The organism is Aquidulcibacter sp., from assembly GCF_020253525.1.
Classification (GTDB): Bacteria; Pseudomonadota; Alphaproteobacteria; order Caulobacterales; family Aquidulcibacteraceae; genus Aquidulcibacter.
Window position 1 is genome coordinate 1 of record NZ_JADCBK010000091.1, and the last position, 25,661, is coordinate 25,661.

24 protein-coding genes are annotated in these 25,661 nt (G+C 56.8%); 16 read left to right on the top strand and 8 right to left on the bottom strand.

Annotated elements, in window-relative coordinates:
- Nucleotides 1-19 precede the first annotated feature (19 nt).
- From sucC to IOB61_RS11095, 5 genes are all read left to right on the top strand, one after another.
- Nucleotides 20-1,222: an ADP-forming succinate--CoA ligase subunit beta gene (sucC, locus tag IOB61_RS11075; RefSeq protein ID WP_290816500.1), complete on the top strand. Its 1,203-nt coding sequence runs from the start codon at nucleotides 20-22 to the stop codon at nucleotides 1,220-1,222.
- A 157-nt stretch (nucleotides 1,223-1,379) separates the two neighbouring features.
- The gene (locus IOB61_RS11080) at nucleotides 1,380-1,637 is read left to right on the top strand and encodes a DUF6364 family protein (protein WP_290816435.1); all 258 of its coding nucleotides are present in this window, start codon (nucleotides 1,380-1,382) and stop codon (nucleotides 1,635-1,637) included.
- 101 nt (nucleotides 1,638-1,738) lie between these two features.
- A complete protein-coding gene (locus IOB61_RS11085) occupies nucleotides 1,739-2,497 on the top strand; it encodes a glycosyltransferase family 2 protein (RefSeq protein ID WP_290816438.1) in 759 nt (252 codons plus the stop codon).
- Nucleotides 2,498-2,550: 53 nt separating this feature from the next.
- Nucleotides 2,551-3,009, top strand: coding sequence for a hypothetical protein (locus IOB61_RS11090; protein WP_290816441.1), 459 nt, complete (start codon nucleotides 2,551-2,553; stop codon nucleotides 3,007-3,009).
- A 5-nt stretch (nucleotides 3,010-3,014) separates the two neighbouring features.
- Nucleotides 3,015-3,344, top strand: a complete 330-nt coding sequence (locus IOB61_RS11095) for a helix-turn-helix domain-containing protein (protein WP_290816444.1) — start codon at nucleotides 3,015-3,017, stop codon at nucleotides 3,342-3,344.
- Here IOB61_RS11095 and IOB61_RS11100 read toward each other — a convergent pair.
- Genes IOB61_RS11100 through IOB61_RS11115 form a run of 4 tightly spaced genes read right to left on the bottom strand, consistent with a single transcriptional unit; the run spans nucleotide 3,341 to nucleotide 7,477 of the window.
- Nucleotides 3,341-3,652 (bottom strand): hypothetical protein, encoded by a 312-nt coding sequence (locus IOB61_RS11100; RefSeq protein ID WP_290816447.1) that lies wholly within the window; start codon nucleotides 3,650-3,652, stop codon nucleotides 3,341-3,343. The two genes, IOB61_RS11095 and IOB61_RS11100, sit on opposite strands and share 4 nt — an antisense overlap.
- A 46-nt stretch (nucleotides 3,653-3,698) precedes the next feature.
- Nucleotides 3,699-4,394 (bottom strand): ligase-associated DNA damage response endonuclease PdeM, encoded by a 696-nt coding sequence (pdeM, locus tag IOB61_RS11105; protein WP_290816450.1) that lies wholly within the window; start codon nucleotides 4,392-4,394, stop codon nucleotides 3,699-3,701.
- Between the two features lie 9 nt (nucleotides 4,395-4,403).
- On the bottom strand, nucleotides 4,404-5,615 hold the full coding sequence (locus IOB61_RS11110; RefSeq protein WP_290816453.1) for an SMP-30/gluconolactonase/LRE family protein: 1,212 nt from the start codon (nucleotides 5,613-5,615) through the stop codon (nucleotides 4,404-4,406).
- 11 nt (nucleotides 5,616-5,626) lie between these two features.
- Entirely contained in the window at nucleotides 5,627-7,477 is a 1,851-nt protein-coding gene (locus IOB61_RS11115) for an ABC transporter transmembrane domain-containing protein (RefSeq protein ID WP_290816456.1), read from the bottom strand.
- 193 nt (nucleotides 7,478-7,670) lie between these two features.
- Between IOB61_RS11115 and rpmE the strand changes: the two genes are divergently transcribed.
- Both rpmE and IOB61_RS11125 read left to right on the top strand, forming a co-directional pair.
- Nucleotides 7,671-7,895 carry a 50S ribosomal protein L31 gene (gene rpmE, locus IOB61_RS11120; protein ID WP_085341207.1) on the top strand — a complete coding sequence of 75 codons (225 nt, stop codon included), beginning with the start codon at nucleotides 7,671-7,673 and terminating at the stop codon, nucleotides 7,893-7,895.
- 146 nt (nucleotides 7,896-8,041) lie between these two features.
- Nucleotides 8,042-10,282 (top strand): ATP-binding protein, encoded by a 2,241-nt coding sequence (locus tag IOB61_RS11125; RefSeq protein WP_290816460.1) that lies wholly within the window; start codon nucleotides 8,042-8,044, stop codon nucleotides 10,280-10,282.
- Here IOB61_RS11125 and IOB61_RS11130 read toward each other — a convergent pair.
- Nucleotides 10,255-10,779 (bottom strand): DUF1465 family protein, encoded by a 525-nt coding sequence (locus tag IOB61_RS11130; protein WP_290816463.1) that lies wholly within the window; start codon nucleotides 10,777-10,779, stop codon nucleotides 10,255-10,257. The two genes, IOB61_RS11125 and IOB61_RS11130, sit on opposite strands and share 28 nt — an antisense overlap.
- Nucleotides 10,780-10,994: 215 nt before the next feature.
- Nucleotides 10,995-11,177 carry a DUF1192 domain-containing protein gene (locus IOB61_RS11135; RefSeq protein ID WP_106407676.1) on the bottom strand — a complete coding sequence of 61 codons (183 nt, stop codon included), beginning with the start codon at nucleotides 11,175-11,177 and terminating at the stop codon, nucleotides 10,995-10,997.
- Between the two features lie 41 nt (nucleotides 11,178-11,218).
- Between IOB61_RS11135 and IOB61_RS11140 the strand changes: the two genes are divergently transcribed.
- From IOB61_RS11140 to IOB61_RS11175, 8 genes are all read left to right on the top strand, one after another.
- A complete protein-coding gene (locus tag IOB61_RS11140; protein ID WP_290816467.1) occupies nucleotides 11,219-12,205 on the top strand; it encodes an NAD(P)H-quinone oxidoreductase in 987 nt (328 codons plus the stop codon).
- A 137-nt stretch (nucleotides 12,206-12,342) separates the two neighbouring features.
- Complete coding sequence (sucD, locus tag IOB61_RS11145; RefSeq protein WP_290816470.1) at nucleotides 12,343-13,227, top strand: succinate--CoA ligase subunit alpha; 885 nt, start codon at nucleotides 12,343-12,345, stop codon at nucleotides 13,225-13,227.
- Nucleotides 13,228-13,356: 129 nt separating this feature from the next.
- A complete protein-coding gene (locus tag IOB61_RS11150; RefSeq protein WP_290816473.1) occupies nucleotides 13,357-16,341 on the top strand; it encodes a 2-oxoglutarate dehydrogenase E1 component in 2,985 nt (994 codons plus the stop codon).
- Nucleotides 16,342-16,418: 77 nt separating this feature from the next.
- Complete coding sequence (gene odhB, locus IOB61_RS11155; protein ID WP_290816475.1) at nucleotides 16,419-17,627, top strand: 2-oxoglutarate dehydrogenase complex dihydrolipoyllysine-residue succinyltransferase; 1,209 nt, start codon at nucleotides 16,419-16,421, stop codon at nucleotides 17,625-17,627.
- Between the two features lie 48 nt (nucleotides 17,628-17,675).
- Nucleotides 17,676-18,110 (top strand): hypothetical protein, encoded by a 435-nt coding sequence (locus tag IOB61_RS11160; RefSeq protein ID WP_290816478.1) that lies wholly within the window; start codon nucleotides 17,676-17,678, stop codon nucleotides 18,108-18,110.
- Nucleotides 18,111-18,217: 107 nt separating this feature from the next.
- Nucleotides 18,218-19,621: a dihydrolipoyl dehydrogenase gene (gene lpdA / locus IOB61_RS11165; protein WP_290816481.1), complete on the top strand. Its 1,404-nt coding sequence runs from the start codon at nucleotides 18,218-18,220 to the stop codon at nucleotides 19,619-19,621.
- Between the two features lie 60 nt (nucleotides 19,622-19,681).
- Nucleotides 19,682-20,998 (top strand): NADH:flavin oxidoreductase/NADH oxidase family protein, encoded by a 1,317-nt coding sequence (locus tag IOB61_RS11170; RefSeq protein ID WP_290816484.1) that lies wholly within the window; start codon nucleotides 19,682-19,684, stop codon nucleotides 20,996-20,998.
- 69 nt (nucleotides 20,999-21,067) lie between these two features.
- The gene (locus IOB61_RS11175) at nucleotides 21,068-22,855 is read left to right on the top strand and encodes a hypothetical protein (RefSeq protein WP_290816487.1); all 1,788 of its coding nucleotides are present in this window, start codon (nucleotides 21,068-21,070) and stop codon (nucleotides 22,853-22,855) included.
- A 63-nt stretch (nucleotides 22,856-22,918) separates the two neighbouring features.
- On the opposite strand, the gene IOB61_RS11180 is transcribed toward IOB61_RS11175, so the two are convergent.
- Together IOB61_RS11180 and IOB61_RS11185 are read right to left on the bottom strand one after the other, a co-directional pair.
- Nucleotides 22,919-23,722, bottom strand: coding sequence for a thermonuclease family protein (locus IOB61_RS11180; protein ID WP_290816491.1), 804 nt, complete (start codon nucleotides 23,720-23,722; stop codon nucleotides 22,919-22,921).
- A gap of 127 nt (nucleotides 23,723-23,849) precedes the next feature.
- Entirely contained in the window at nucleotides 23,850-24,812 is a 963-nt protein-coding gene (locus IOB61_RS11185; protein ID WP_290816494.1) for an oxidoreductase, read from the bottom strand.
- A gap of 176 nt (nucleotides 24,813-24,988) precedes the next feature.
- Between IOB61_RS11185 and IOB61_RS11190 the strand changes: the two genes are divergently transcribed.
- Nucleotides 24,989-25,661 (top strand): thymidylate synthase (locus IOB61_RS11190; protein ID WP_290816497.1); only part of this gene is annotated, 673 nt, incomplete at its 3' end.

The following is a 25,661-nucleotide window of genomic DNA, read 5'->3' on the forward strand; positions in this document are numbered from 1 at the left end:
CACAGGGGACATTTCATCCATGAACGTTCATGAACATCAGGCCAAAGAAGTCCTCGCAAATTATGGCCTTCCCGTTCCTCCAGGCATTGCGGCTTTCTCGGTAGAAGAAGCCAAAGCCGCCGCTCAGAAGCTGGGCGGCTCCATGTGGGTGGTGAAGTCGCAAATTCACGCCGGTGGCCGCGGCAAAGGCAAGTTCAAAGAGCTGCCACCCGAAGCCAAAGGTGGGGTACGCCTAGCCTTTAACCTCGATGAAGTTGCCGCTCACGCCAAAGACATGCTGGGCAATACGCTGGTGACCGTGCAAACAGGGCCAGCCGGCAAGCAAGTTCAGCGCCTGTATATTGCGGGCGGCGCAGACATTGCGCGCGAACTCTATCTCTCGGTCCTCGTTGATCGTGGTACCGGCCGCGTCGCTTTTGTGGCGTCTGAAGCAGGCGGCATGGACATTGAGACGGTCGCCCATGATACGCCCGAAAAAATCTCCACCATCGTCATCGACCCTGCAGTCGGCGTTACCCCCGCTGACAGCGCCAAGGTTGCCAAAGCGCTTAACTTGGACGCTGGCCAAGCCGATGAATGCCATGATCTCTGCGTGAAACTCTATACCGCCTTCACCAAGGGCGACATGGAAATGTGCGAAATCAACCCGCTGATCGTCGAAGAAGGCACAGGCAAGCTCGTCTGCTTGGACGCGAAGATGAGCTTTGATTCCAACGCCGAATTCCGTCACCCCGAATGGGCCGCCATGCGCGACCTGTCGGAAGAAGACGATAAGGAAATTGAAGCCTCCAAATATGACCTCGCCTATATCGCACTCGACGGCACAATTGGCTGCATGGTCAATGGTGCAGGCCTTGCCATGGCCACCATGGACATCATCAAGCTGTATGGCGAAGAGCCTGCCAACTTCCTCGACGTTGGTGGCGGCGCGACGCGCGAGAAAGTAACGGCAGCCTTCAAAATCATCACCGCAGACCCTGCTGTGAAGGGCATTCTGGTCAATATTTTCGGTGGCATCATGCGCTGTGACGTCATCGCAGAAGGTGTGGTTGCGGCCATCACCGACGTGGGCCTGAAGGTTCCTTTGGTCGTGCGCTTGGAAGGCACCAATGTCGAATTGGGCAAGCAAATCCTGCGCGACAGCGGTCTGGCCGTGGTGCCAGCCGATGATCTGGCCGATGCGGCGCAAAAGATCGTCGCAGCCGTGCGCAAGGCGGCTTAATTCCGCCAACAGCGCGGTATCGACCTCAATAAAGGCCTCCTCAACGGGGGCCTTTTTTGTTGCGATTCTTGAACGGGCTTCCTCCTTCATCAAAGTTTGAAATCGACTTTCACAGCCTCACATCTTATGTGCTGCACATAATCAGTGGAGATTGGTCTTGGCCAAGAACATCACATTAGCCGTCGATGAAGAAGTGCTTCAGCGGGCACGGGTTGTGGCAGCGAAACGGCGGACCAGCGTGAGCGAGCTTGTACGGGGCTTCTTGAAGGGCCTTACAGAGGCTGAAGTGCCAGTTGAAAAAGACGAGGCGCGGGAGGCTTTATTGAAGCTGATCGATGAGTCACCCTACCGCATGGGCGATTGGCGGCCAAGTCGTGCCGAAACCTATTCAGGACATCCCCGCTTTGACACGTGAAGGCCTCTTGGACAGACTTACGGCACCGTAACCGCACGAAACCCATTCCTTTCCTGAGGCACCAACTAGCCCTTCTTGGCGTGCCGCGCTAAAGCCCGTTCATGTCCTCATCGAATCCATCCGTATCCCGTCTTGAACCGCTCGACATTTCCGTTGTGGTCCCTGTCCATAATGAGAGTGGGGCTGTGGCAGGTCTGGTGCAGGAAATTGCGGCGGCCCTTGATGGCTGGGCCTATGAGATGATTTTCGTCGATGATGCGTCCAAGGACGATACCCATGCCAAGTTGGTCGCGCTGAAGGCCACCTATCCCGCTTTACGTGTGCTGGCGAACCGCAAGAATGCGGGCCAAAGCCGGGCGATCATGAATGGCGTCTTGGCCGCACGTGCCCCTGTTATCGGCACGCTGGATGGCGATGGTCAAAATGATCCTGCCGACCTTCCAGCCCTTCTTCAACAGCTCAATCGGCCAGATGCGCCGCAGGGCTTAGCCTTTGTCGGTGGGCGGCGGGTGAAGCGGCAGGATAGCCAGGCCAAAAAGATAGCCTCGCGGTTTGCAAACCAAGTGCGCCAAGCCTTGTTGCGCGATGGGGCCGATGATTCGGGCTGCGGCATCAAAGTGATCCGCCGCGAGCTGTTCCTGCGTCTACCCTATTTCGACCATATGCACCGCTACATGCCGGCCTTGGTGCAGCGGGAAGGGGCATTGGCGGAGTTTGCCGTCGTCAATCACCGTCACCGCTCAACTGGGGCTTCTAAATATACCAATTTGGGCCGCCTCTTGGCCGCTTTGACCGATTTGGGCGGGGTCATTTGGCTCAGAACGCGCCGCCGCGACTTCGGCCATGTGGACGAAACGTGAGTGTCGGTTCACTCTGCACCCCAGCGCATAAGATAAGTGGGTGATTCGCAGCCATGCTGGTGTTGAGACGTATCTTTGAGATGGTGCCGATCTTGACGATCCCTGTCTTGATCTATGCGCTATTCGGCGGGGTGACAGCCTCGACCCGCGGGCCTGATGTCTTCACCCAATCGATTGAGAAGGGTGTCTTCTTACTCACCATGCCCTCAGGCGCGCCTTGGGCGCTGTCTGGCGGCGATCTGCTCTTGATGATGGGCTTGATCATTTTGTTCTTTGAGTTGACGCGCGGGGTTGGTGTCAGCCGCTATGCCATCATCCACCACACTTTGGCAGTTTTGTTGGCCCTGTCCTGTGCCGGGGCATTTTTGATGTTTGAGGCGTTTGCAACCTCAACCTTCTTTCTTTTGACCCTGATGTGCTGGCTCGACATGATAGGCGGTGTCATTTTCAATATCGCCAGTTCGCCGTCCGGTGGGCGGGGGGCGTCCAATTATGATTCCTACGGGGATTAAGCAGATTGGCCTTATTCTTTGATGCTGCCTGGTTCAAAGCGCGTCTGGCTGCGCTCAATTTGCAAAAGGAGGATATGGCGCGGGCTGTAGGCTGGACCCAAGAAGAGCTTGCTTTGGTCTTTAAGGACCAGATGGAAGTGCGAGGGCGAGACGTCGAGTTGCTCTCTGCCCTTTTGGATGTCCCGGCGAGCGAAATTGCCAATCGGTGCGGCATCTCAACCCCGGTCTCGGCAAAAGAAGCCAGCCAAGAGGTCCAGATTGAGCGCTTGCTACAGCGCGTTGCGGCCCTCGAAGCGAAAGTCGCGGTATTAGAATTGGCGCTAAAGGGCCGTTAGACGACCAATTGCACCCGGCGCGTCTGACGCATCCGGGCTTGATAGGCTTTTGCGCCCCGCAGGGCTGCAAAGGGATCCTCGCCCGTCAGGCCTGCTTCCACCAAGACATGAATGGAAAAGCCTGCCGCTGCGCTATTGGCATCATAACGGCCACGGTCTTGGGTGGCTTTATCAAACCGCGCACGGCTGGAATAATCTTGGCTGGACCCCTTTAGGTCGTCGGTGATCGCCTCAATCGCAGGTACAGCGGTAACTTTGTGCCGATATGGCACAGAAGCGGAAGCTGCATAGGGCGAGAGACTGGTCATAACCCGCTACTCGCAGGTCATGTGCCATCGGCTACATAAGGATCGTTTAGTGCGAGCGCGTTAGGTTCTTGGCCGCAATCGCATGAACTTTGGCCGTGGTGCCCGACCCGCTGGGCATAAGTGCATGGACCGGGCCGCGGAACAAACCCTCAAAGGCTGGGTCAAACAGATTGAGGCCACCGGTAAAGGCCCCAAAGGCGGGCATAATCAGGCTGCGGCCATCGGTTACAAAGCAGCGTCGCCGGATACTGCCGCCGCGTTTGCCTGTCACCCGGGCGCAGGGGTGCAAATGCCCCGCCACTTCGCCCGCGACGTCCCCGGTTGGTTCGTGCCGAAACACCAAACCGTCATGAACCAGTTCATGGGTGCGTTGCCCCGCCAGCCAAGCGGGGGGCTCTGGATCATGATTGCCCTCTATCCAAATGGTTTCAGCTTGGCTGACCAGGTTTTCGAGCTTGGCCCGATCTGTGTCGGCCAGTCGGCTGCCTGCGCCCAGATCATGAAAGCTATCGCCCAAGGCAATCAGCACTTTGGGGGCGAGCTGCGCGGTCAAAGCCTCAAGCCGCCGCAGGGTCTCTGCCGTATCAAAGGGTGGCAACATCACCCCTCTCACCGCAAAGGCAGAGCCCTTCTCAAAATGCAGGTCCGAGACGATGAGGGTCTGGGTCCGCGGCAGAAATAGCGCAGCCTCTGCCAAGGCCACAACCGGGGTCTCGTGAAGCTGGAAGGCATGACCCCGCATCACCCGCCCCTATTTGGCTGGTTCAGTCGCGCCTGCTTTCGCGGCCTTCTCGGCCTCTTTTTTCAGCTCATCGCGCTCAGTATCCAATAGGCGTTGGGCAGGGTGGCTCTCGGACTGACGCCACACTTTCGGCAATTGGCAAACCCGCACGGACTTTTCAAACACACTGCCCAACACCATGGTCGAGCCCGACCGAATAGCAACCGAGGCACCCGAGAAGCCGTCCTTGCCGTCCTTCAGATAGACCTGATCAATCTTCCCACCCTTGCCGGTGGGCGAGGGCTCTAGGATCAGAATTTGGCTGGGTGAAGGTTTGGCGGGATTACCCGCATGTTGAATAAAGCTCAGCATTTTGGGATGGGCGGCCATCCACACAATGCCTTCTGGATCGACATCGAGATTGTCGATCCCCGTGCCTAGCAAGGCTGCGTCACGCCGTTTGATCGCCCCCGTGGCGGGGTCGCGATCATAGAGGAAGATGCTGCGGCTCAGGGTGGCGCTGGCATAAAGTGTCTTGCCATCATTGGACAGCGCCAGCGAATTGGCAAAGCCCAACCCGCTTTCCAGCTTCTTGCCTGCAGTGCCATCAAAATACCAAATCGCACCGCTGCGATCATCGCCTGTAATAAAGCTAAGGCTCTCAGATAAAGAGCCCCGCTCCAGATCGCTTTCGCTGGTGGCGTAAAAGCTATTCTCGCCCGTAGCCACAATGTCATTGATACGGGTGAGGCCTTGAACCGCAACAGTGCGGCGCAATTTCAAACTGCCATCGGTTTGCGCATCAAAGATCTCCACCGTGGTGCCGCTATAGTCCATCGCCCCCTTGGGATGGTTCACCACCATCAGCGTCACTTTGCCGTCGGGTCCCCGGAATAAGGAGGTGCCATGGGGATGGAAGGCAGCGGGTTGGCCGCCGGTTAGGTCCTTCAAGGGTCCTGGGCTCGCCAAGCTCGCGACAGGCAGGCTGTAAATTGCCCCGCGCACAGGCTTGCCTTGCGCCGTGGCGCGGCGGTCATCAGAGGAGACATAGATACGCCCATTGGTGCGATCAATCGCCATATCTTCTGCGCCAGGCATGCCGGCAAGATCGACGCAGCTGCCGTCAAAAACGGGGACTAAGGTGGTGAATTCACCTGCGCGGGCCGCCGTGCGGAACCACGTGTAGGACAGGATCCCGACAATCGCGACACCGGTTAGAAGAATAATCTGTGAGGGTTTCATCAACCTGACTTTCACGCCTGAGTTTGGGTTTCAAATTGTAGCTTTGCGAGATGGGCATAAAGGCCGCCCTTGGCCACCAAGTCACTGTGCGTGCCCTGTTCGGCAACTTTTCCGTCTTCCAACACAATGATCCAGTCGGCGCGTTGAACGGTGGCCAGCCGGTGGGCGATCACCAAAGTCGTGCGATTGGCCATGGCCTCGTCAAAGGCCTTTTGCACCAAGCGCTCGTTTTCAGCATCCAGCGCACTGGTTGCCTCGTCCAGCAAAAGGACGGGCGCATCGCGAACAAGGGCGCGGGCAATCGCCAGACGCTGACGCTCCCCGCCTGATAGGGCGCGCCCCCGGTCGCCAATGGCTTTGTCATAGCCACCCAAACGGGCAAGGATGAAGGGCTCTGCCTCTGCCCGGCGCGCGGCATCTTGGGCCATGTCGGCGGTCGCGCCTTCATTGCCGAACAAAATATTGTCCATGGCTGTGCCGGTAAACAAATCCGGGTTCTGCGACACATAGGCAAAGCGGTGCCGCCAGGTGATGGGGTCTGTGTCGCGCGCATCAATCCCATCAACTTCAATCGCGCCAGAGGCGGGGTCGTAATAGCGCAAAAGAAGCTTGAACAAGGTCGACTTGCCCGCGCCAGAGGGGCCCACAATCGCCACTGTCTGGCCGGGCTTTACTTCAAAGCTCACACCTTTCAGGGCGCTGCGCTCGCCATCGCTGGGATAAGCAAATGCCACATCCTTAAAGGAGACAAGGCCCGGAGCCTCTGCCGGGAAGGCGACAGGTGCGGCAGGGGCAGCAATCTCAGGCACTTCATCGAGGATTTCTGATAAGCGCTGGGTCGCCCCGGCCGCCTTTTGCACATCGCCCCAAACTTCTGCCAAAGCCCCGACACCCGATCCGGTCAGGACCGAGAGAATGACAAATTGCGTCAAAGCACCGGGCGTCATGGAGCCCGCCAAAACAGAGCGCGTGCCTTCCCACAACACAAAGGAAATCCCGCAAAACACAATGGCAATCGCCACAGCTGTCATCAGGCTGCGGGCGGCAATCCGGCGGCGGGCAGCGGTAAAGCTGGTCTCAATCGCCTGACGAAAGCGGGAACGCGCATAATCTTCCCGACCAAAGGCTTGCACGGTCTCAACCGCGTCCAGGCTTTCAGACGCCTCGGCCGCGGCTTCCGCAACGCGGTCTTGCGCAGAGGTGGAAAGCGCCCGCACGCGTCGGCCAATGGTGAATAAGGGTACCAAAACCAAGGGGATAATCAGCAAGACCATGAAGGTGAGTTTCAGGCTGGTCACCACCATCATCGACAAGCCACCCGCCAGCATCACCAAATTGCGAATGGCAATCGAGGCTGACGAGCCAACCAGTGACTCAATCAAGGTGGCGTCCACCGTCAAGCGCGACAGGGCTTCGCCCGTGCGAACGCGCGCGAAATAAGAAGGCGATAGGCCGATCAGGCGGTCATAAACATCGGCGCGCAGGTCGGCGACGACGCGTTCCCCCAGTTTTGTCACGAAATAAAAGCGCGAAGCCGAGAAGACCGCCATACATAGTGCCACGGCCACCAGCATCAAAAACCACTGATTGACCGCTTCTGGCGTCGCCGTCGCAAAGCCGCGGTCGACCAATGCGCGGGCAGCAACAGGCAAAGCAAGGGTTGCAGCCGCCGCAAGCAGCAGGAAGATGGCTGCCGCGGCAAGGTCCTTCGGACGGCGCTGAATATAGGGGATCAGGCGCGTCAGCGGCCGCAAGTCAGAGCTGCGGCCCCGTTTGGCGGCGGCATCAGCGGTCAATTCGGCTTGTAGGGCACCGCGACTGGGACGATCCTCGACGACGCGGCTGGCAGGGGTATCGGTCATGGGCAGGGAGTTAGCACGCGCGCGCCTCACGTGAAATATTGTCAGCAGTTAAATTGATTGCCTGTCCTCTGCGCACGACCTGCGCGCCACACTAGACTCAGAGGCGATTTTCCTCTAACCGCGCCGCTCTATTTGGTTCAAAGCCGCTCTCAACACCGCGCGCCCGATCCGGGCCTGCGCGCAGGACACGAAGATGAAAGCCGATACACATCCTAACTATGATTTCATCACCATCGTGATGACCAATGGGACCACCTATAAAACCCGCTCGACCATTGGTGGCGAGGGCAAGTCTTTGTCGTTGGACATCGACCCAAGCGTGCATCCTGCTTGGACCGGTTCGACCAACACGCTTCTTGACCGCGGTGGCCGCGTTGCCCGCTTCAAGGACAAGTTTGCTGGTTTCATGAAGAAATAAGCATTTATCCGGTTGGTTTAACTGGATAGTTACGCAGATAGGTTAAAGCGCTCGGTATGCTCCGGGCGCTTTTTTCTTTTGTATCTCGTTCTATTGCACGCCGTCTCGCACTTGCGTTCATTCTATTTGCCTTGCCTGTCTGTTTTTTGACGGCCCAACTTATTCAAAAGCAAAATCAGGAAATTGCCTTCTCACAAGCAGAGCTTGATGGCGCACGCTACATAGAGCCCTTGCTGGTTTTGCACGCCACCATGGCCAATGCCGCCTCCTCCTTGGCTGACGAGAGGCCTGCCCCGCAAAACCTTCAGCCCGCTCTCGACAAAGTGTCGGAAGCCCGCGCCAAGGCCCCCCACACTTTGCAATTTCAAGATGATTTTGCCGCCCTGAAGGCGGCTGTCAGTGACTTGAAAGAGATGAAAATCTATGACCCGGCGCGGGTTCGCGACAGCCTCGCAGCCAGTCAGAAACATTTCGTTCGGGTGGTGGAGCGTTCAAACCTCATCCTCGATACCGAACTTTCAACCTTCTATCTCATGCAGGCTGTTGCCCTCCATGCGACACCGCTGATTGAAAAGATTGGTTATTATGGGTCGGCCAAGGCCAATATTGATGTGCCAGGTCGCACGGCAGAAAACTCATTCTGGAGGTTGGTGGCCAAGCACCAAGGCAATCTTGATGCGAAGACCCAGGCTTTTGAAACCTCGATTGATGACGCAGTGCGTGTGTCGGATGAGGCCCGCACGCGCGAACTTGGCTTGGCCGACTTGAAGCTTGCTACCATGCAAGAAATTCAAAGCTTGATTGAAGATCCAGACCCGGCCAATGCCCAAACCAATGCGCAAATCGCTCGAAACTCCGTTGTGCGGACTGCCCTGGCCGCCAATCAAGAATTGATCCGGGGCTTACAAGTCCGTATTGCCCGCTTGGAAGCCAGTCAAAATTATGTGCTGGCAGCCACACTTGGCCTCTTCTTGATCGCCCTACTTGCGGTGTTGACAGTTGTTCGCGATGGGGTGGTCCAACCTCTGGCCCATCTAACCAAAGCGATGCGGAAAGTCGCGCAGGCAGACTTTAGCATCGATCCGCCCTATCAAAAGCGGTCCGACGAGATTGGCGGCATGGCCCGCGCCTTAAGCGTGTTTAAGGAAAATGCCCTCGCCCGAATTCGTGCCGAGCATGCAGCCCAAGCTAAGTCGGAATTCTTGGCGATGATGAGCCATGAAATTCGCACCCCTATGAATGGGGTTATCGGCATGGCGCAAGCCTTGATGAAAACGCCGATGAAAGAAGACCAGCGCAAAATGCTGTCGGTCATGATTGAGTCGAGCGACATGTTGTTGCTGTTGTTGAACGACATTCTCGACATGTCGAAGATTGAAGCGGGCAAGATCGAACTTGAATCCATTCCGTTCAATCCCGAAAAATTGGTGACCTCTGCGGCTGATTTGTTCGACGCACGCGCTTCGGCCAAAAACATCCAGTTGAGTGTGAAGATCGCGCCCGATGCGACCCAATGGCGCTTAGGCGATCCAGCCCGTTTGCGCCAAATCGTATTTAACTTGGTCTCCAACGCCATCAAATTCACCGAGCTTGGCGTCGTCACGATTTCACTGACGCGCGGGCCCGAGCGGGAATTGGTGGTTTCAGTTGCCGATACCGGTATCGGTATTCCACCCGAGCGCTTGACGCATTTGTTTGAGAAATTCACCCAAGCCGATTCCTCGCACACTCGCCTTTATGGCGGCACGGGGCTTGGCCTGTCCATCGCCAAGGCGATGACCGAAGCCATGGGGGGTGTGCTTTCGGTGGAAAGCCAAGTTGGAATTGGCTCTACATTCACCTGCAGTCTGCCGCTCAAAGTCGTCTCTGCGCCCTTGGATGAGCCCGAGCTTTTGTCGCAGAGCCAGCCGCTGCATGGTCCAGAGCATGAGGATGCGGGGGAGCTATCGTCGGCCCGGCCCTTGCGCGTGCTGGTGGCCGAAGACAATCAAACCAATCAATTGGTTCTTCAGGCCCTCTTATCCAGTTTCGAGATGGATTTGGTCTTTGCACACAATGGCCAGGAGGCCGTAGAGGCGTGGCAGGCAGATCGCTTCGACGTGATTTTGATGGATATGCAGATGCCCGTCATGGATGGGGTATCGGCAATCCGGGTCATTCGGGCGGTGGAGATTCAAGAAGGCCGCGCCCGAACCCCTATTGTGGCGCTGACGGCAAATGCCTTGCAGCATCAGATTGATGCCCAGATTGAGGCGGGGGCAGATGCCCACGCGCCCAAGCCCATTCATTTGCCGAGTCTGTTGGCATCGATTGATGCCGCCATGTCGCTGTGCGACCTACATCGCGAAACCGACTTTGTTCAGTCAGAAGCACCCAGCGCCGCTTGAAGCCGCATTAATTGGGCATTGACCGGATTTTCCGCCGGTGTTTCGCTGGCTTCAAACAAGCTGACTTCCATGCGGTCCACCCGATCATAGAGCCGCTTTGAGCGTTCAAGCAGATCGAGTAAGCGGGCAGGCAATTCTGCCAGCGGTTGCTTGTCTGCGCTGCACACCGTGCGTGCGCCGAGACGATATTTTGGATCATGGGCGTCGCGCGCGGTCATTTCGCCTTCGCGCACGGCCCGATGTACCAACAGCCACGATGCAGCTTGCATCAAGCGGGTCGTCAAACGCATGCTTTCAGAAGCATAGGCCAAGGCTGCAGCGCGTTCGAGGTTACGTGCCTCTTGGCGACCGTCGCCATCGAGATAAGCTGCGGTTTCCTCGACCAGGTCCATGCCTTCGCGGAACATACGTTCAAAAATGTCCGAGCTCGCAAAATCTGCGATCCGATCAAACGCTGTTTTCTGACCCAAGGTCTGTTTTGAAACTTCCGTCAACATGCGGCATTCCGCCCTTCTTTAATCTCAGTCTTTAACCCGCAAACTGCCGCGGGCCAAGTGCTTGATCCGGAAAGCCCCATTTTAGGGCCTTTTCCATTTCAATCCCGAATAGTCCCATTCCAGCAACCAAAGCTCCAGCCCAGAGCGCCAGTTAGAATGGAGGAAGCACCGTGCTTCCTGTCGCCATTCCAGCAAAGGCCGTGCCGTTTTTGGGTCTAGCTTGTCTTAAAAAAGGAATCCGCTGCCTTTTTGCTGCCTTCTTTCGCCTTAATTAGGTCATTTATCTGCCGAATTTCCGCCTCGAGATCAGAAATGCGCTCTTGAAGCTCGCGGATAGACAAATCCTCTAAGCGAATGGACTGGGGTTTTGACTTGGCGAATGGGTCATCGTCGAGCATGAGTAGCCTCCTGATCCCATTTTGGCGCCGGAGTCTCAATTTTGACAGCCCTTCCTGATAAAATGCGTGCGATTGTTGCATCTCCAGGTGCCCCTCTGCGGGTTGAGCAGATTGATCGGGCCGTCGCAGGCCCCGGCCAAGTCCTGATAAAAATCGCCTATGCGGGGATAAATCGGCCCGATTTGATCCAGCGCATGGGGGCCTATCCCCCGCCAAAGGGCGCGCCCGAGACTATGGGCTTGGAATGTTCGGGCGAAATTGTGGCACTTGGCCCAGATGTTTCGCACTGGAAGCTGGGCGATAAAGTGTGTGCCCTTTTGCCCGGTGGCGGCTATGCCGATTATGCGTGGGCGGATGAGGGCTCGTGCATGGCTGTGCCCGAAGGCATCAGCCTGTTGGAGGCCGCAGCTCTGCCAGAAACGGTTCTCACGGTGTGGGCCAATGTGTTTGAGCGCGCAGCCCTGCAGCCCGGTGAGGCCTTTTTGGTTCATGGCGGGGCCTCGGGCATTGGCACCACCGCCATTCAAATGGCCAAAGCCCACGGTGCAAAGGTCTTTGCTACTGCAGGGGGCGCTGAAAAGGCTGCGCTGTGCGCCAAACTGGGCGCAGACGTCGCCATAGATTACCGCGCCCAAAGCTTTGCCGAAGTGGTCAAAGCCGATGGCGGGGTCGATGTGATCCTTGACATGGTGGGCGGGGCCTATGTTCAGCAAAACCTCGATTGTCTGAAGCTGGATGGGCGGTGTGTGCAAATCGCCTTTCTGCAAGGCCCGCAAGTTGAACTGAACCTGATGGCCCTGATGCTGAAGCGGCTAACCTTGACCGGCTCGACCTTGCGGGCGCGCCCGGTCGCCGAAAAAGCGCGCCTCGCCCGCGCCGTTGAGGCCCATGTCTGGCCTTGGGTGGCGAAGGGTCTGGTCCGTCCCGTTGTGGATTCGGTGTTTGACTTGGAAGATGCCGAAGCCGCCCAAGCCAAAATGCAAGCCAATACCCATGCTGGGAAGATCATGTTGAAGGTCTTTGGCTAGAGGTTTGGTACCGGGATACCGTGCCTGACCTAAGGCGAGGTGAGATTCATCTCCCGATTACCGCCTCTTTCGGTTTGCAAGTCGAGCGGGCTGCGCTAACACGGCGGCCAACATCTTAGTTGTAAGCCGAGGGCCTCATGTCGATCCTGATTAACAAAGAAACCAAGGTAATCTGCCAGGGCTTCACCGGGAAGAATGGTACCTTCCACTCCGAACAAGCCATTGCCTATGGCACGCGCATGACGGGTGGGGTCAGTCCCGGCAAAGGTGGGCAATCCCATCTTGGTCTTCCTGTGTTCAACTCGGTTCAAGAAGCCAAGGATGTCGCCGGTGCCGATGCGACAGTGATCTATGTGCCACCTCCAGGGGCGGCTGCGGCCATTATCGAAGCCATTGAGGCCGAGATTGAGCTGATCGTCTGCATCACCGAGGGCATTCCTGTTTCAGACATGGTGCAAGTAAAGAGCCGCCTAGAGCGCTCAAAGTCGCGCCTCATCGGGCCAAACTGCCCCGGCGTTCTGACCCCAGATGAGTGCAAGATCGGCATTATGCCGGGCTCTATCTTCAAAAAAGGTAATGTGGGCATCGTGTCGCGTTCTGGCACCTTGACCTATGAAGCCGTATTCCAAACCTCAAACGCAGGTCTTGGCCAAACAACTGCTGTCGGTATTGGTGGCGATCCTGTGAAGGGCACGGAATTTATCGACGTGTTGGAAATGTTCTTGGCTGACCCAGAAACCCAGTCGATCATCATGATTGGTGAAATCGGTGGCAGCGCCGAAGAAGATGCCGCTCAATTCATTCTGGATGAAGCCAAGCGTGGCCGTAAGAAGCCAATGGCAGGCTTTATTGCGGGTCGCACCGCGCCTCCAGGCCGTCGCATGGGCCATGCTGGCGCGATTATCGCCGGTGGTAAGGGTGGTTCGGAAGATAAGATTGCAGCCATGGAAGCCGCAGGTATTCGCGTGGCACCATCGCCTGCTGCATTAGGTTCAACTTTGTTGGAAGTTCTTAAGGGTTGATGTGCTTTAAGCTTACATAAAGCAGTCGCCTGAAAAGCGAATGACTATATAGAAGTAAATGTGTGACGGCCGGGCAAGGCCGACTTCCTTCGCCCTGACCGACCGTCCCCACGAATGGACGGTTGGCTTATGGCAGACGACATGCGCAGTGCGCAAAATTCCGCACTCCTCGACACCTCATTCCTCTATGGCGGCAACGCTGTTTTCATTGAACAGCAATATGCCAAATGGGCGGCCAATCCGGCCTCGGTTGACGCCTCTTGGGCCAGCTTCTTCGCCGGGATGGGGGATGGCGCAGGCGATGCGCAACGTGCCGCCAGCGGCCCGTCTTGGAAGCGCAATGACTGGCCTAAGTCAGAAGTCGGCGAATGGGTCGCCACGCTCGATGGCAATTGGGCGCTGATTGAGCCCAAGATCGAAAAGAAGCTGGCTGAAAAAGCCGCAGCCGCCCCTGCCAATGCGGGTAAGCCCGTCTCGGAAGTCGATGTGATGCGCGCCACGCGCGACAGCATCAAGGCTTTGATGATGATCCGCGCCTTCCGTATTCGCGGTCATTTGGCCGCCAAGCTTGACCCGCTGGGTCTTGATGAAGGCCGTGAGCCTCAGCCAGAGCTGCAACCTGAATCCTATGGCTTTGGCCCTGAAGATATGGACCGGCCGATCTTCATCGATTTCGTGCTCGGCATGGAATATGCCACGCCCCGCCAGATGCTAGACATCCTCAACCGCACCTATTGTTCGACGGTCGGTATTGAGTTCATGCACATTTCGGACCCGGCTGAGAAGTCGTGGCTGCAAGAGCGGATCGAAGGCCCAGACAAGAGCATTGCTTTCACCAATGAAGGCAAGAAAGCGATCTTGAGCAAAGTCATCCAAGCAGAAACCTTTGAGAAGTTCCTGCACAAGCGCTTCCCCGGCACCAAGCGCTTTGGCCTAGACGGTGGCGAGGCGCTTATCCCCGCGATGGAACAAATCATCAAGCGCGGTGGCAATTTGGGCGTGAAAGACATTGTTCTGGGCATGCCACACCGTGGCCGCTTGAACGTGTTGTCGGCTGTGATGGGCAAGCCCTATCATGTCATCTTCCACGAATTCCAAGGTGGCTCTGCCACGCCAGACGATGTGGATGGCTCGGGTGATGTGAAATATCACATGGGCGCTTCGTCAGACCGCGCGTTTGACGGCAATAGCGTGCACTTGTCGCTGACGCCAAACCCATCCCACCTCGAAATCGTCAATCCAGTCGTTTTGGGCAAATGCCGCGCCAAAATGATGACGCATGGGCCTGAGAAGGCCGATCAGTTCCGCGCTGTGATGCCGCTTCTGTTGCACGGCGATGCGGCCTTTGCCGGCCAAGGCGTGGTGGCAGAATGCTTTGCTATCTCCGGCGTTCGTGGACACCGCACAGGCGGCACAGTCCATCTGATCGTCAATAACCAAATCGGCTTTACCACCGCACCACGCTTCTCGCGCTCTTCGCCCTATCCCTCAGACGTCGCTTTGATGGTGGCAGCCCCGATCTTCCACGTGAATGGCGATGATCCAGAGGCGGTGGTGTTTGCGGCGAAAGTGGCAACCGAATATCGCCAGAAATTTGCCAAAGACGTGGTGGTCGACATGTTCTGCTACCGCCGCTTTGGTCATAATGAAGGCGATGATCCCACCATGACGAACCCCGTCATGTACGCCAAGATCAAGAACCAAAAGCCGACGCGAGAGCTTTATGCCGCGCGCTTGATCGAGCAGGGCATTGTCACCGCCGAAGAAGTGGAAGCCGAAGTCAAGGAATTTGAAGCCTTCCTCGAAAGCGAGTTTGAGGCCGCCAAGACCTATAAGCCCAATAAAGCCGATTGGCTGGACGGTGTGTGGTCGGGCCTTGGATTGCCAGAGGGCGAAGACCGCCGCGGCGACACCAATCTTTCGATCGAGAAGTTGAAGGATTTGGGCACCAAAATCACCACGATCCCGACCGATTTGACGATCCACAAGACGGTGGAGCGCGTGGTGCAGGCCCGTCAAAAGATGATTGAGACGGGTGAGAATGTCGATTGGGCTTTGGGTGAGCATTTGGCCTTTGCCTCTTTGCTTGACGAAGGCTTCCCTGTGCGCTTGTCGGGCCAAGATTCCTGCCGCGGCACCTTCTCGCACCGCCACAGCCATTTCGTCGACCAATTGACTGAGCAGCGTTACACCCCGCTCAACAATATCTCGCCGACCCAAGCCCAGTATGAAGTGATCGACAGCGCTTTGTCGGAAGAAGCGGTGTTGGGCTATGAATATGGCTATTCCCTGTCTGCCCCCAACAGCCTGACCATTTGGGAAGGCCAGTTCGGCGATTTCGTGAACGGGGCCCAAGTTGTCATCGACCAGTTCATCAGCTCGGGTGAGCGCAAGTGGTTGCGCATGAGTGGTTTGGTAATGCTGTTGCCACATGGCTATGAAGGCCAAGGGCCAGAACATTCCTCGGCCCGCTTGGAGCGCTTCCTGCAGCTATGCGCAGAAGACAATATGCAAGTGGTCAATTGTACGACGCCAGCCAATTATTTCCACGTGCTGCGTCGGCAAATCCATCGCCAATTCCGCAAGCCCTTGATCGTGATGTCGCCCAAGTCGCTATTGCGCCACAAGCGCTGTGTGTCGACCTTGGCGGAAATGGGTCCTGGCTCCTCCTTCCACCGGATTTTGTGGGATGATGCGCATTACCGCCCTGAGACAACGACCGTGACCCTGAAGCCAGATTCAGAGATCAAGCGCGTCATCCTGTGCTCGGGCAAGGTCTATTATGATCTGTTTGAAGAGCGCGAGAAGCGCGGTTTAACCGATGTGGTGATCTTGCGCGTTGAACAGCTCTATCCATTCCCGGCCAAATCCATGATCACCGAATTGTCGCGCTTCAAGAATGCCGAGGTGATTTGGTGCCAAGAAGAGCCAAAGAACATGGGCGCTTGGAACTTTATGGAGCCCAATATCGAATGGGTTCTGGGCAAAACAAAGAATAAAGCCAAGCGTGCGGCCTATGTTGGTCGCCCCGCCTCGGCTTCTACGGCTGCTGGCTTGATGAAGAAGCATATTCGCGAACTTGAGACCTTCCTCAATGAGGCGATGACCTACTAATCATCTGGCTAAATTCGTTTTCGATCCTTACATGGGGCCTGTTGCCCCTTCACCATTCTGACTCCGCTGGAGGTTTTATGCTCGATATCGTCGTCCCCGTTATGGGAGAATCCGTTGCCGAAGGCTCGATTGGTTCTTGGTCGAAAAAGGCCGGTGATGCGGTCAAAAAGGATGAGCTGCTGGTCGAGATCGAAACCGATAAGGTTGCGCTGGAAGTTGTGGCACCCGCCGATGGCGTGCTGGCTGAGATCCTCGCAACCGATGGCGCCACCGTAACCCCCGGCATGGTGATTGGTCGGGTGGAAGCCGGTGCAGCCGCAAGCCTTGCTGCCGCCAAGCCCGCCGCGGCCCCAGCACCCGCCCCTGTTGCAGCCCCGGCACCCGTTGCAGCGGCCCCCGCCGCCGCCCATGACCCGATGCCATCGGCTGCGCGTGCCTTGGAAACTGCAGGTGTGCCTGCCAGCGCGGTAACCGGCAGTGGCAAGGATGGCCGGATCACTAAAGGGGATGCCTTGGCCGCTGTGGCGGCTTTGGCTGCTGCACCCGCCCCCGTCGTTGCAGCCCCGTCAGCCCCGCGGGCTTTGGGTGCGCGCGAAGAGCGTGTGAAGATGACGCGCCTGCGGCAAACCATCGCCCGCCGCCTGAAAGATGCACAAAACACCGCCGCAATGCTCACGACTTTCAACGAAGTCGACATGACCAATGTCATGGCCGTGCGCAATAAGTACAAAGACATTTTTGAGAAGAAGCATGGCGCAAAACTGGGCTTTATGAGCTTCTTTGTAAAAGCCTGTATCGTCGCCTTGAAAGACGTGCCGGCCGTAAACGCCGAAATCGACGGCACCGACATTATCTATAAGAACTTCTATGACATTGGCGTCGCGGTTGGCACCGATAAGGGTCTGGTGGTTCCTGTTCTGCGCAATGCCGAAGATTTGGGCCTTGCCGGGATTGAAAAGGGCATTGCCGATCTCGGCAAGAAGGCGCGCGATGGCGCTTTGAGCATTGATGATATGCAGGGCGGCACTTTCACCATCTCCAACGGTGGGGTTTATGGCTCGCTCATGTCCACGCCAATCCTGAATGCGCCGCAATCGGGTATTTTGGGCATGCATAAGATCCAAGATCGTCCGATGGTTGTTGGGGGTCAGATCGTGGTCCGCCCGATGATGTATTTGGCCTTGTCCTATGATCACCGGATTGTCGATGGCAAAGAGGCCGTGACCTTCCTTGTACGCGTGAAAGAGTGCTTGGAAGATCCAGAGCGTATGTTGCTCGACATCTAATTGGGTCGCGCGCGCCGTGGCCGAAGCTTTTGGGCTGGGATGGATTACATGCTAACCCTCGCCGGGATCATTGTGTTTCTTTATGCGGTCTCCAGCATCCTGGGGCTGTGGCTGTCGTCACAGGTCACCAAAGTGCTGGAGGGCGAGGGACCAATCCCCGAAGCTTTGGCAGAGACCCCGCAACATCACCTCGACTTAATGGCCAATTATGCCATGGGGCGGCGGGCTGCGGCTTGGCGTGTTTCGATTGGGGCCCTTGTTACAAGTTTGGTTGCACTGGCTTTTTCAAGTTCCTTGGCCTTTTGGGCCTTGGGCATTGCGCTTGCCATTGATTGCATCTTGTTCATGACCTGTCGCGATATTCGCCTCATTCTCTACAAAACCACACCCATGGAGCGCTTGGTGGATGCGGCCCAATGCGTCGCTCTCTTGGCCAGCTTCACCCTCTTTTTCTGGCTCACCCTCACAACCGCTTTGGCTTGAGATGGCTTGGGTTAGCCAATTGCAGAATTTGAACCATCCCTCAGTAGCGATTGCAGCCCAAGGGGCGTAATAGCGGTCGCTGACATCATGCAATCAGGAGCGTTTTCATGGCAGAACAGTTTGACGTCGTCATCATCGGTGGCGGTCCAGGGGGCTATAATTGCGCCATTCGGGCAGCCCAGCTGGGATTGAAGACCGCCATTATCGAAAAGCGCGGCCGTTTGGGCGGCACCTGCCTGAATGTTGGCTGTATCCCATCCAAAGCCTTGCTGCATGCCTCAGAAGCCTATGAAGCCGCCCAACATCACTTTGCCGATATGGGCATTGAGGTGACGGGCGTCTCGCTCAATCTCGAAAAAATGCTGGCGCAGAAAGATGATGCGGTCGATGGTTTGACCAAGGGCGTTGAGTTCTTGATGAAAAAGAACAAGATCACCTATCTGGTTGGCACCGGCGCGATTGCAGGGCCAGGCACAGTCACGGTGACTGCGGCGGATGGTGCAGTCTCCAGCCTTGCTACCAAGAATATCGTCATCGCCACGGGGTCTGACATTTTGTCCTTGCCCGGCGTGACCATTGATGAAGAGCGCATTGTCTCGTCCACCGGCGCATTGAAGCTCTCAGCTGTTCCCAAAAAGATGATTGTGATTGGCGGGGGCTATATCGGCCTTGAAATGGGCTCGGTCTGGCGTCGATTGGGTGCGGAAGTGACGGTGGTGGAATATCTCGACCGCATCACGCCGACGATGGATGGCGAAGTCTCCACCCAATTCATGCGCATCTTGAAGAAGCAGGGCATTATTTTTGAACTGGGCACCAAGGTCACCCAAGTGGAAAATACGGGCTCTGGCGTGAAGGTCACCGTGGAACCGGCCAAGGGCGGCGATGGCAAAGTGCTGGAGGCGGATGTTGTTCTGGTCTCGATTGGCCGTAAACCCTATACTGAAGGTCTGGGCCTTGAGACGGTGGGCATTGCCACCGACGCGCGTGGCTTTATCCCCTCCACCCATTGGGCAACAACAGCACCGGGCGTCTATGTGATTGGCGATGTGACCTATGGCCCGATGTTGGCGCATAAGGCCGAAGAAGAAGGGGCTGCTGTGGCTGAAATCATGGCCGGCAAGTCTGGCCATGTGAATTTCGATGTCATTCCAGGCGTGGTCTATACCAATCCAGAAGTGGCAAGCGTGGGCAAGACCGAAGAAGAATTAAAGACGGCCGGCACGCCCTATAAGGTCGGCAAATTCCCCTTCATGGCCAATAGCCGCGCCCGCACCAATCATGAGACCGATGGCTTTGTGAAAATCCTCGAACATGCTGAAACCCGCCGTATTTTGGGTGTGCATATGATTGGCGTCGGCGTGGGCGAAATGATTGGCGAGGCTTGTCTCGCCATGGAATTTGGCGCTTCGGCTGAAGATATTGCCCGCACCTGTCATGCTCACCCAACCATGTCGGAAGCCATGCGCGAAGCGGGTAAAGCCGTCGATGGCTGGGTCATGCAAATGTAGCCCCATTGGGATGAGGCCTAAGGCTTCATCCCATGATCAATACCCAGCGGGAGGTTTGCCATGGCGACCACGACAATCCAGACACCTCTCACGCTGCCTTGCGGGGCTGTCCTAAAAAACCGTCTGGCCAAAGCGGCCATGACCGAAGGCTTGGCCGATAGCCGGGGTGTACCGACCTTAGGCTTGGTGCGCTTGTATGAGGGCTGGGCGCAGGGCGGCTGTGGCCTTCTGATTACCGGCAATGTCATTATCGACGCGGACCATTTAGAGCGGCCCGGCAATGTCATTTTGTCTGCCTCACCCACGCCAGAGGCCGAAGCAGCCTTGCGGGCTTGGACACAGGCTGGCACGGCCCACGGCACGCATCTATGGGCCCAGATCAGCCATGCAGGGCGGCAAACCCAGAAATTGGTCAACCCAACGCCCAAGGCACCCTCGGCTGTCAAATTGGGGTTGCCCGGTGGGCAATTTGGCGAACCCCAAGCCATGAGCGCAGAGGAAGTTGCCGCCACCATCAGCGCCTATGTGCAGGCGGCGCGAACCTGTCAGGCGGTGGGCTTTACCGGCGTCCAAATCCACGCCGCCCACGGCTATCTTTTGTCGTCCTTTCTCAATCCCTTGGCCAATCAACGCAGCGACCTTTATGGCGGCCCGCTTGAAAATCGCGCGCGGCCCTTATTGGACGTGGTGCGCCAGACCCGCGCCGCCGTGGGCCCCAGCTTTGCGATTGGGGTAAAACTCAATTCGTCAGACTTTCAAAAAGGTGGCCTGACGACCGAAGACAGCGTGCAAGTGGCCAAATGGCTACAAGAGCTGGGCGTCGATTTGTTAGAGGTCTCCGGCGGCAATTATGAGGCCCCAGAGATGATGGGGATGGAGGGCCTCGACCCGACAGCCCCACGGCCTACCAAAAGCGCTTCGACTTTGGCACGGGAAGCCTATTTCATCGACTTTGCCCGTGCCTTGCGCCGGCAAGTTACCATGCCCATCATGCTTACCGGTGGCCTGCGCACGCTTTCGGGCATGCAAGCAGCCTTGGACGAAGGCGTCGACGTGATCGGCATTGCCCGGCCCCTGACCATCGACCTGAAAGCCGCCAACGCCCTGTTGGATGGCACACAGGATCATTTGCCGGCTTGGGAACAACAACTGCAAGAGCGGCCGGGCTTCTTCGGACCAAAGTCGCCCATCAAACTCATCCGCACCATCCAAGGCTTTGCTGGCATCTATTGGTATTATAGCCAATTCTACCGCCTCGGCCGCGGTCAGCCTGCCGAGCCAAACCTGTCACCCCTCAAAGCCATGGGCGAAGTGACCGGCTTGTCCAAGCGCCTGATCCAAGCCCGCCGGGGTGGCCCGCCCGTATCGCCGGTTTGAGGATTTAAGGTAAGACCCCTGCGGCTGGTTCATTCTTGACAAGCCTTAAATCTGAAGTAGCGTTTCTAGATGCGTCGTTATCTTTACTTGATTTTTTTCGCCTTTCTCCACTTGCTTTTGCCCGCTGCGGTAACGGCACAGACGGTGCCCGAGCCAGCACCCAAAGCTGCTGAAACTGCCCCCTCGCCGCCAGAAGTCGGGCCACTTGAGCTCAATATGGTCATGCTGGTGCGGGACGGGGCAGAGGTGCGAGTGGCCAGTGGGGCCGTTAACCGCGGTGAAGCGCTTGTTTCTATTCCCTTCAAATATCGCCGAACGGCAGAACTAACCGAAGATCTCGTGATCCCGGGCCTTTTTGGAAACGGCGAAAGGATTCTCCTGAAAGCAGGCGCGACAGGCTATTGGGCTGGACGCTTCAGTTCACTAACCGTGAATTCCACAACTCTAAATGGCATTCCAATCCGGCAATCCTATGGCCAGATGAGTTATGTGCAAATCTGGTGCTTCTTTGGCAGCAATGACAAAGGCAAAGCGGCAAGCGCCTGCGTTCAACTGCTGGAAGATGGTCGGGCCGAATATATCATCACAGGTCGGCCCTATCTTCTGAAGAACTTCTCTGTGCAGGGTGCCAGCGAAGTGCTCAAGTTCAGCTTTCAAGAAAAGGAAGTTGAGGTGTTGCCGGACCTCCGGATGGAATATCGGTTTGTTGAGTGGGACACGAAAGACGTCGATGTCGACTTCATGATCCAAGGCGTGTGGATTGACAGCCTTCCGGCGCAACGAGAAGCCGATGGCAGCGCATTGCTCGAGACGCCCGCAGGCAATTTGCGATTGCGACCACTGGGCTCAGACCGCTTGAAGGCGATGGCTTCCCTAGAGCAGCCTTCCAAGCCTGCGGAAAAGGTTGAGGCACCCGCGCGGTTGGATCAAGAGACTCTGCAAAAAACCATGCTCGGCATCGCACAAATTGTGGAGGCAGAGGCTAATCGACTGGACAATAGTGTTCCAACCCGCATGCAAGTTGCGACACCGGCGCAAATAGACCCATCGCCACGTCCAATCCGGGCAGGGGAAGTTGTCGCGCGCCAAACCATACGACCAGTCCGTGCTTTCACCCAGGATACCTCACCCCTCAATCGACCTACTCGATTTGGGCCTCCGGGCGCACTCCTCTTCCAAGTTTCGCAGGGGAATGATCCGACCATGTTGTGCTGGCGGAACCCAGAGCAGATGGCTCAAACGGCTCCGGATCAGCAGCAAAATCGCGTGCAATCTTATTGTCTGGAAGATTATGACAAGGACGGCCGCTATGAGGTTTTGTGGAAGAATCCCGTCTTCGCCGAAGGAACCCGCTATCTGCTTCAGGGAAGGAGCAGCCGGACAGTTTTGAACCAGCCCGATTCGCCTCCAATTTCTGTGCAGCCAGCTGACCCTAGCTTGTTGCCGCCCGAAACGATTGAGCTTGTTTATCTTGGTGTGTCAGACGAAAAACTGAATGAGACAGGTGCCGTTATACCTGAGAGCCTGAAGTTCCAATGGCGCTATGCAACCTTCCCCGGCGGTTCCCCAGAGATAACCGGCATCTTCATGTTTGAGGTCAACGTCTCCAAAGAAGGATCAGGCCAATATCATATAGGCGACCAACCTGTGCTGATCGTCCGCGATGTAAAAGCCGACAGCAATCCAAATCTGCAGGTCCAAGGCTTCTATCCGTTAGGCGATGTCGACCTTCAGATCCTTGCTGAACGAGCCAAGGACATGCGAGCTTTCGCGCAGAAGCTGCGCGAAGGAGCCAAAGCGCCAGCCGAGGCTACGACTGGCGCAACAGCAAGTGCACCAAGCCCCGCTGTTCCTTGATCCGATCGACGGGTTCCAAAGGGGCGTATGTTAGAAACAAATCTGCCCCTTGTTCCGCACCGCTCACCGTTTCAGGCTTGCCTGTTGCCGCGGGGTGCTTGGGGCCATGATGAACTCAATCTGCTCAGGATGGTCGACCCAGACGCTAGGCCCATTGGAATTGCGCACATAGCCGCGGACGCGGATTGTGCGGCCCTGTAACGCCAGAATATCGTCAGCCCCACCGCGCCAACGCGCAAAGGCCGTTTCGGGCACAATGGCGGTCACGTCGGTCTTGTCGTCTGTGCCAAAGTTCAAAAAGATCACCTTGCCACGCTGGCTGGCCTTTTCGACTTTGCCTTCCATCAATTGAAAGCTGTTGAGGCCGCCTTGCAGGGCTTCGGGCGTGGCATAGCGAACTTGATAGGGCCCTGCGGTCCAGATGCCTTTACCGGCCCGGCGTGCTTCGCGCTCTGCCTGCCACAGGTCACCAATTGCGCGGCGATTATCGGCATAGGTATGGACCCGCGCGAGACCATTTTTAAGCAAATCTGATTGAACCCAAACAGGCTCTTTCCCTAAGCCCTGCGGCACAAAAACATGGGCGATGGCCCGCCCGCGGCGATCCCGCCTGAGGCCGTCATAATGCAGCTCAACCTTCTTGCCCAAGATCAGGCCTTCAAGCTCACGCGTAGCCCGTGGCCCCCAGCTGTCACCCGGACGTACGCGTGGTGCCTCCACCTCTGCCAGACGAACCTCCAGCCCAGAGTCGAGGATGAAACTATCCCCGTCCAGCACTTTGCTGACCTTCCCCGTCTCCCCGCGCTCAAAACGCGGGGCGGCGGCGGTGATTGCGACAAAAGCACCCAACAAACCGATTAATTTCATAGACTTATCAAATCCCATCACACGCCCTACCTTCTGAAGTGCTGCGAATGAGACTAGCCTATGTTCATGTTTTGATCTTGTCGAGTCTTATTTTAGGTAATCTTATCAGATTCCTTGATTTTTGGATTTAACCGTATGAAACGCCAGTTAATTTTTCTGACAAGATCCATAGCTCGCGGGCCGCATTTTGGTCCACGGCATGATCGCGCACCTCGCCATAGGCATTGCCGCCTTCGACATAGCGCTTGGCAATGTCGCAATCTTCGCAATAGACCCCGCCGATCCCCTCGAGTTGTGGCGAGGTGGCGCACCACACGCTGGTCGCTGCCCCCTGTTCGGGCGTTTTGAACAGCGGGCTCAGATTGCCCTCTTTGTCCATCCAGCCCATGGCGATCATTTCTTCTTGGGGCAAATGGCGCTGAAGATTGGTCATGATGCCGCCTGGATGGACCGAGAAGGCGCGAATGCCATGGGCCTTGCCGCGCGCATCCAATTCCACGGCAAACAAGCTATTGGCGCTTTTGGCGCGGCCATAGGACAGCCATTTGTCATAGGGGGTGGTTTCAAAATTCGGGTCTGAAAGATCCACCGCACCGATCCGGTGACCAATCGAGGAGACCGAAACAACGCGTGCCCCTTTGGCTGCTACCAGATTGTCCCACAAACGACCCACCAATTGGAAATGCCCCAAATGATTGGTGGCAAATTGGCTTTCATAGCCCCGGCTGTCGCGGGTCAAAGGATTGGCCATAATGGCGGCATTATTGATCAAAATATGGATGGGGCCACTCATGCTTGCGCCAAAGGCGTCAATGCTGGCAGGGTCACTCAGGTCGAGGGCGGCAATCTCAATCTTTCCGGCAACACCGGCCAGTTCAGTCGCGGCAGTATCGGGGCGACGGGCCGCGACAATCACGCGTGCCCCAGCGCTGGCAAGCGCGCGCACCGTCTCCAGACCCAGACCGGAATAACCGCCCGTTACCACGGCTGTCTTGCCTGTCAGATCTAGGCCTTGGATGACGTCCATCGCCGATGAGCGCATCCCAAAGCCCGAATTGAGCGGTTTTTGTAATTCTGAAACGTGCGCCATGATCGCCTCCCGTTAAGCGTGTTTTGCCCTATGTTTGGACCAAGTTAGCGCCGATGCAAAGCCAAAACTTGTGAGACCTCTGCGCTGCAGACCTGCAGTGGCCGATCATCTATCCACTGGTCTTGCCGAATCGTGGTGATAAGGTGGGCAACGCCCAAGATAGGATCAGAAACTTCATGGCTGATGGACATTTTTCCCCCGCGACAGAGACTGTTCCTGCCACCCATGCAGACCGTGTCTATCAGGCCTTGCTAGCTGACATTTTGGAACATGGCCAAAAGCGGGAAGACCGCACGGGCACCGGCACTTTGGGTGTGTTTGGGCGGCAGATGCGGTTTGATTTGGCCGATGGCTTTCCCCTTCTCACAACCAAGAAGCTGCACACGCGCTCCATCATCATTGAGCTCTTATGGTTCCTGCGTGGGGAAACCAATATTGCGTGGCTGAAAGAAAATGGCTGTTCGATCTGGGATGAATGGGCAGATGCTGAAGGCGAGCTGGGCCCGGTTTATGGCAAGCAATGGCGGTCTTGGGCCGCGCCCGATGGCCGCTCGATCGATCAGATCAGCCAATTGGTGGGAAATCTCAAGTCCAACCCCTGGTCGCGCCGCCATGTGATTTCGGCTTGGAACCCGGCTGATGTCGACGATATGGCGCTGCCGCCTTGCCATTGTTTGTTCCAGTTTCACGTCTCCACCGATGGCAAATTGAGCTGCCAATTATACCAGCGCTCGGCCGATGTGTTTTTGGGCGTGCCGTTCAATATCGCCTCTTATGCCTTATTGACCCTGATGCTCGCCCAAGTGACGGGCCTGAAACCTGGCACCTTTGTGCATACATTGGGCGATG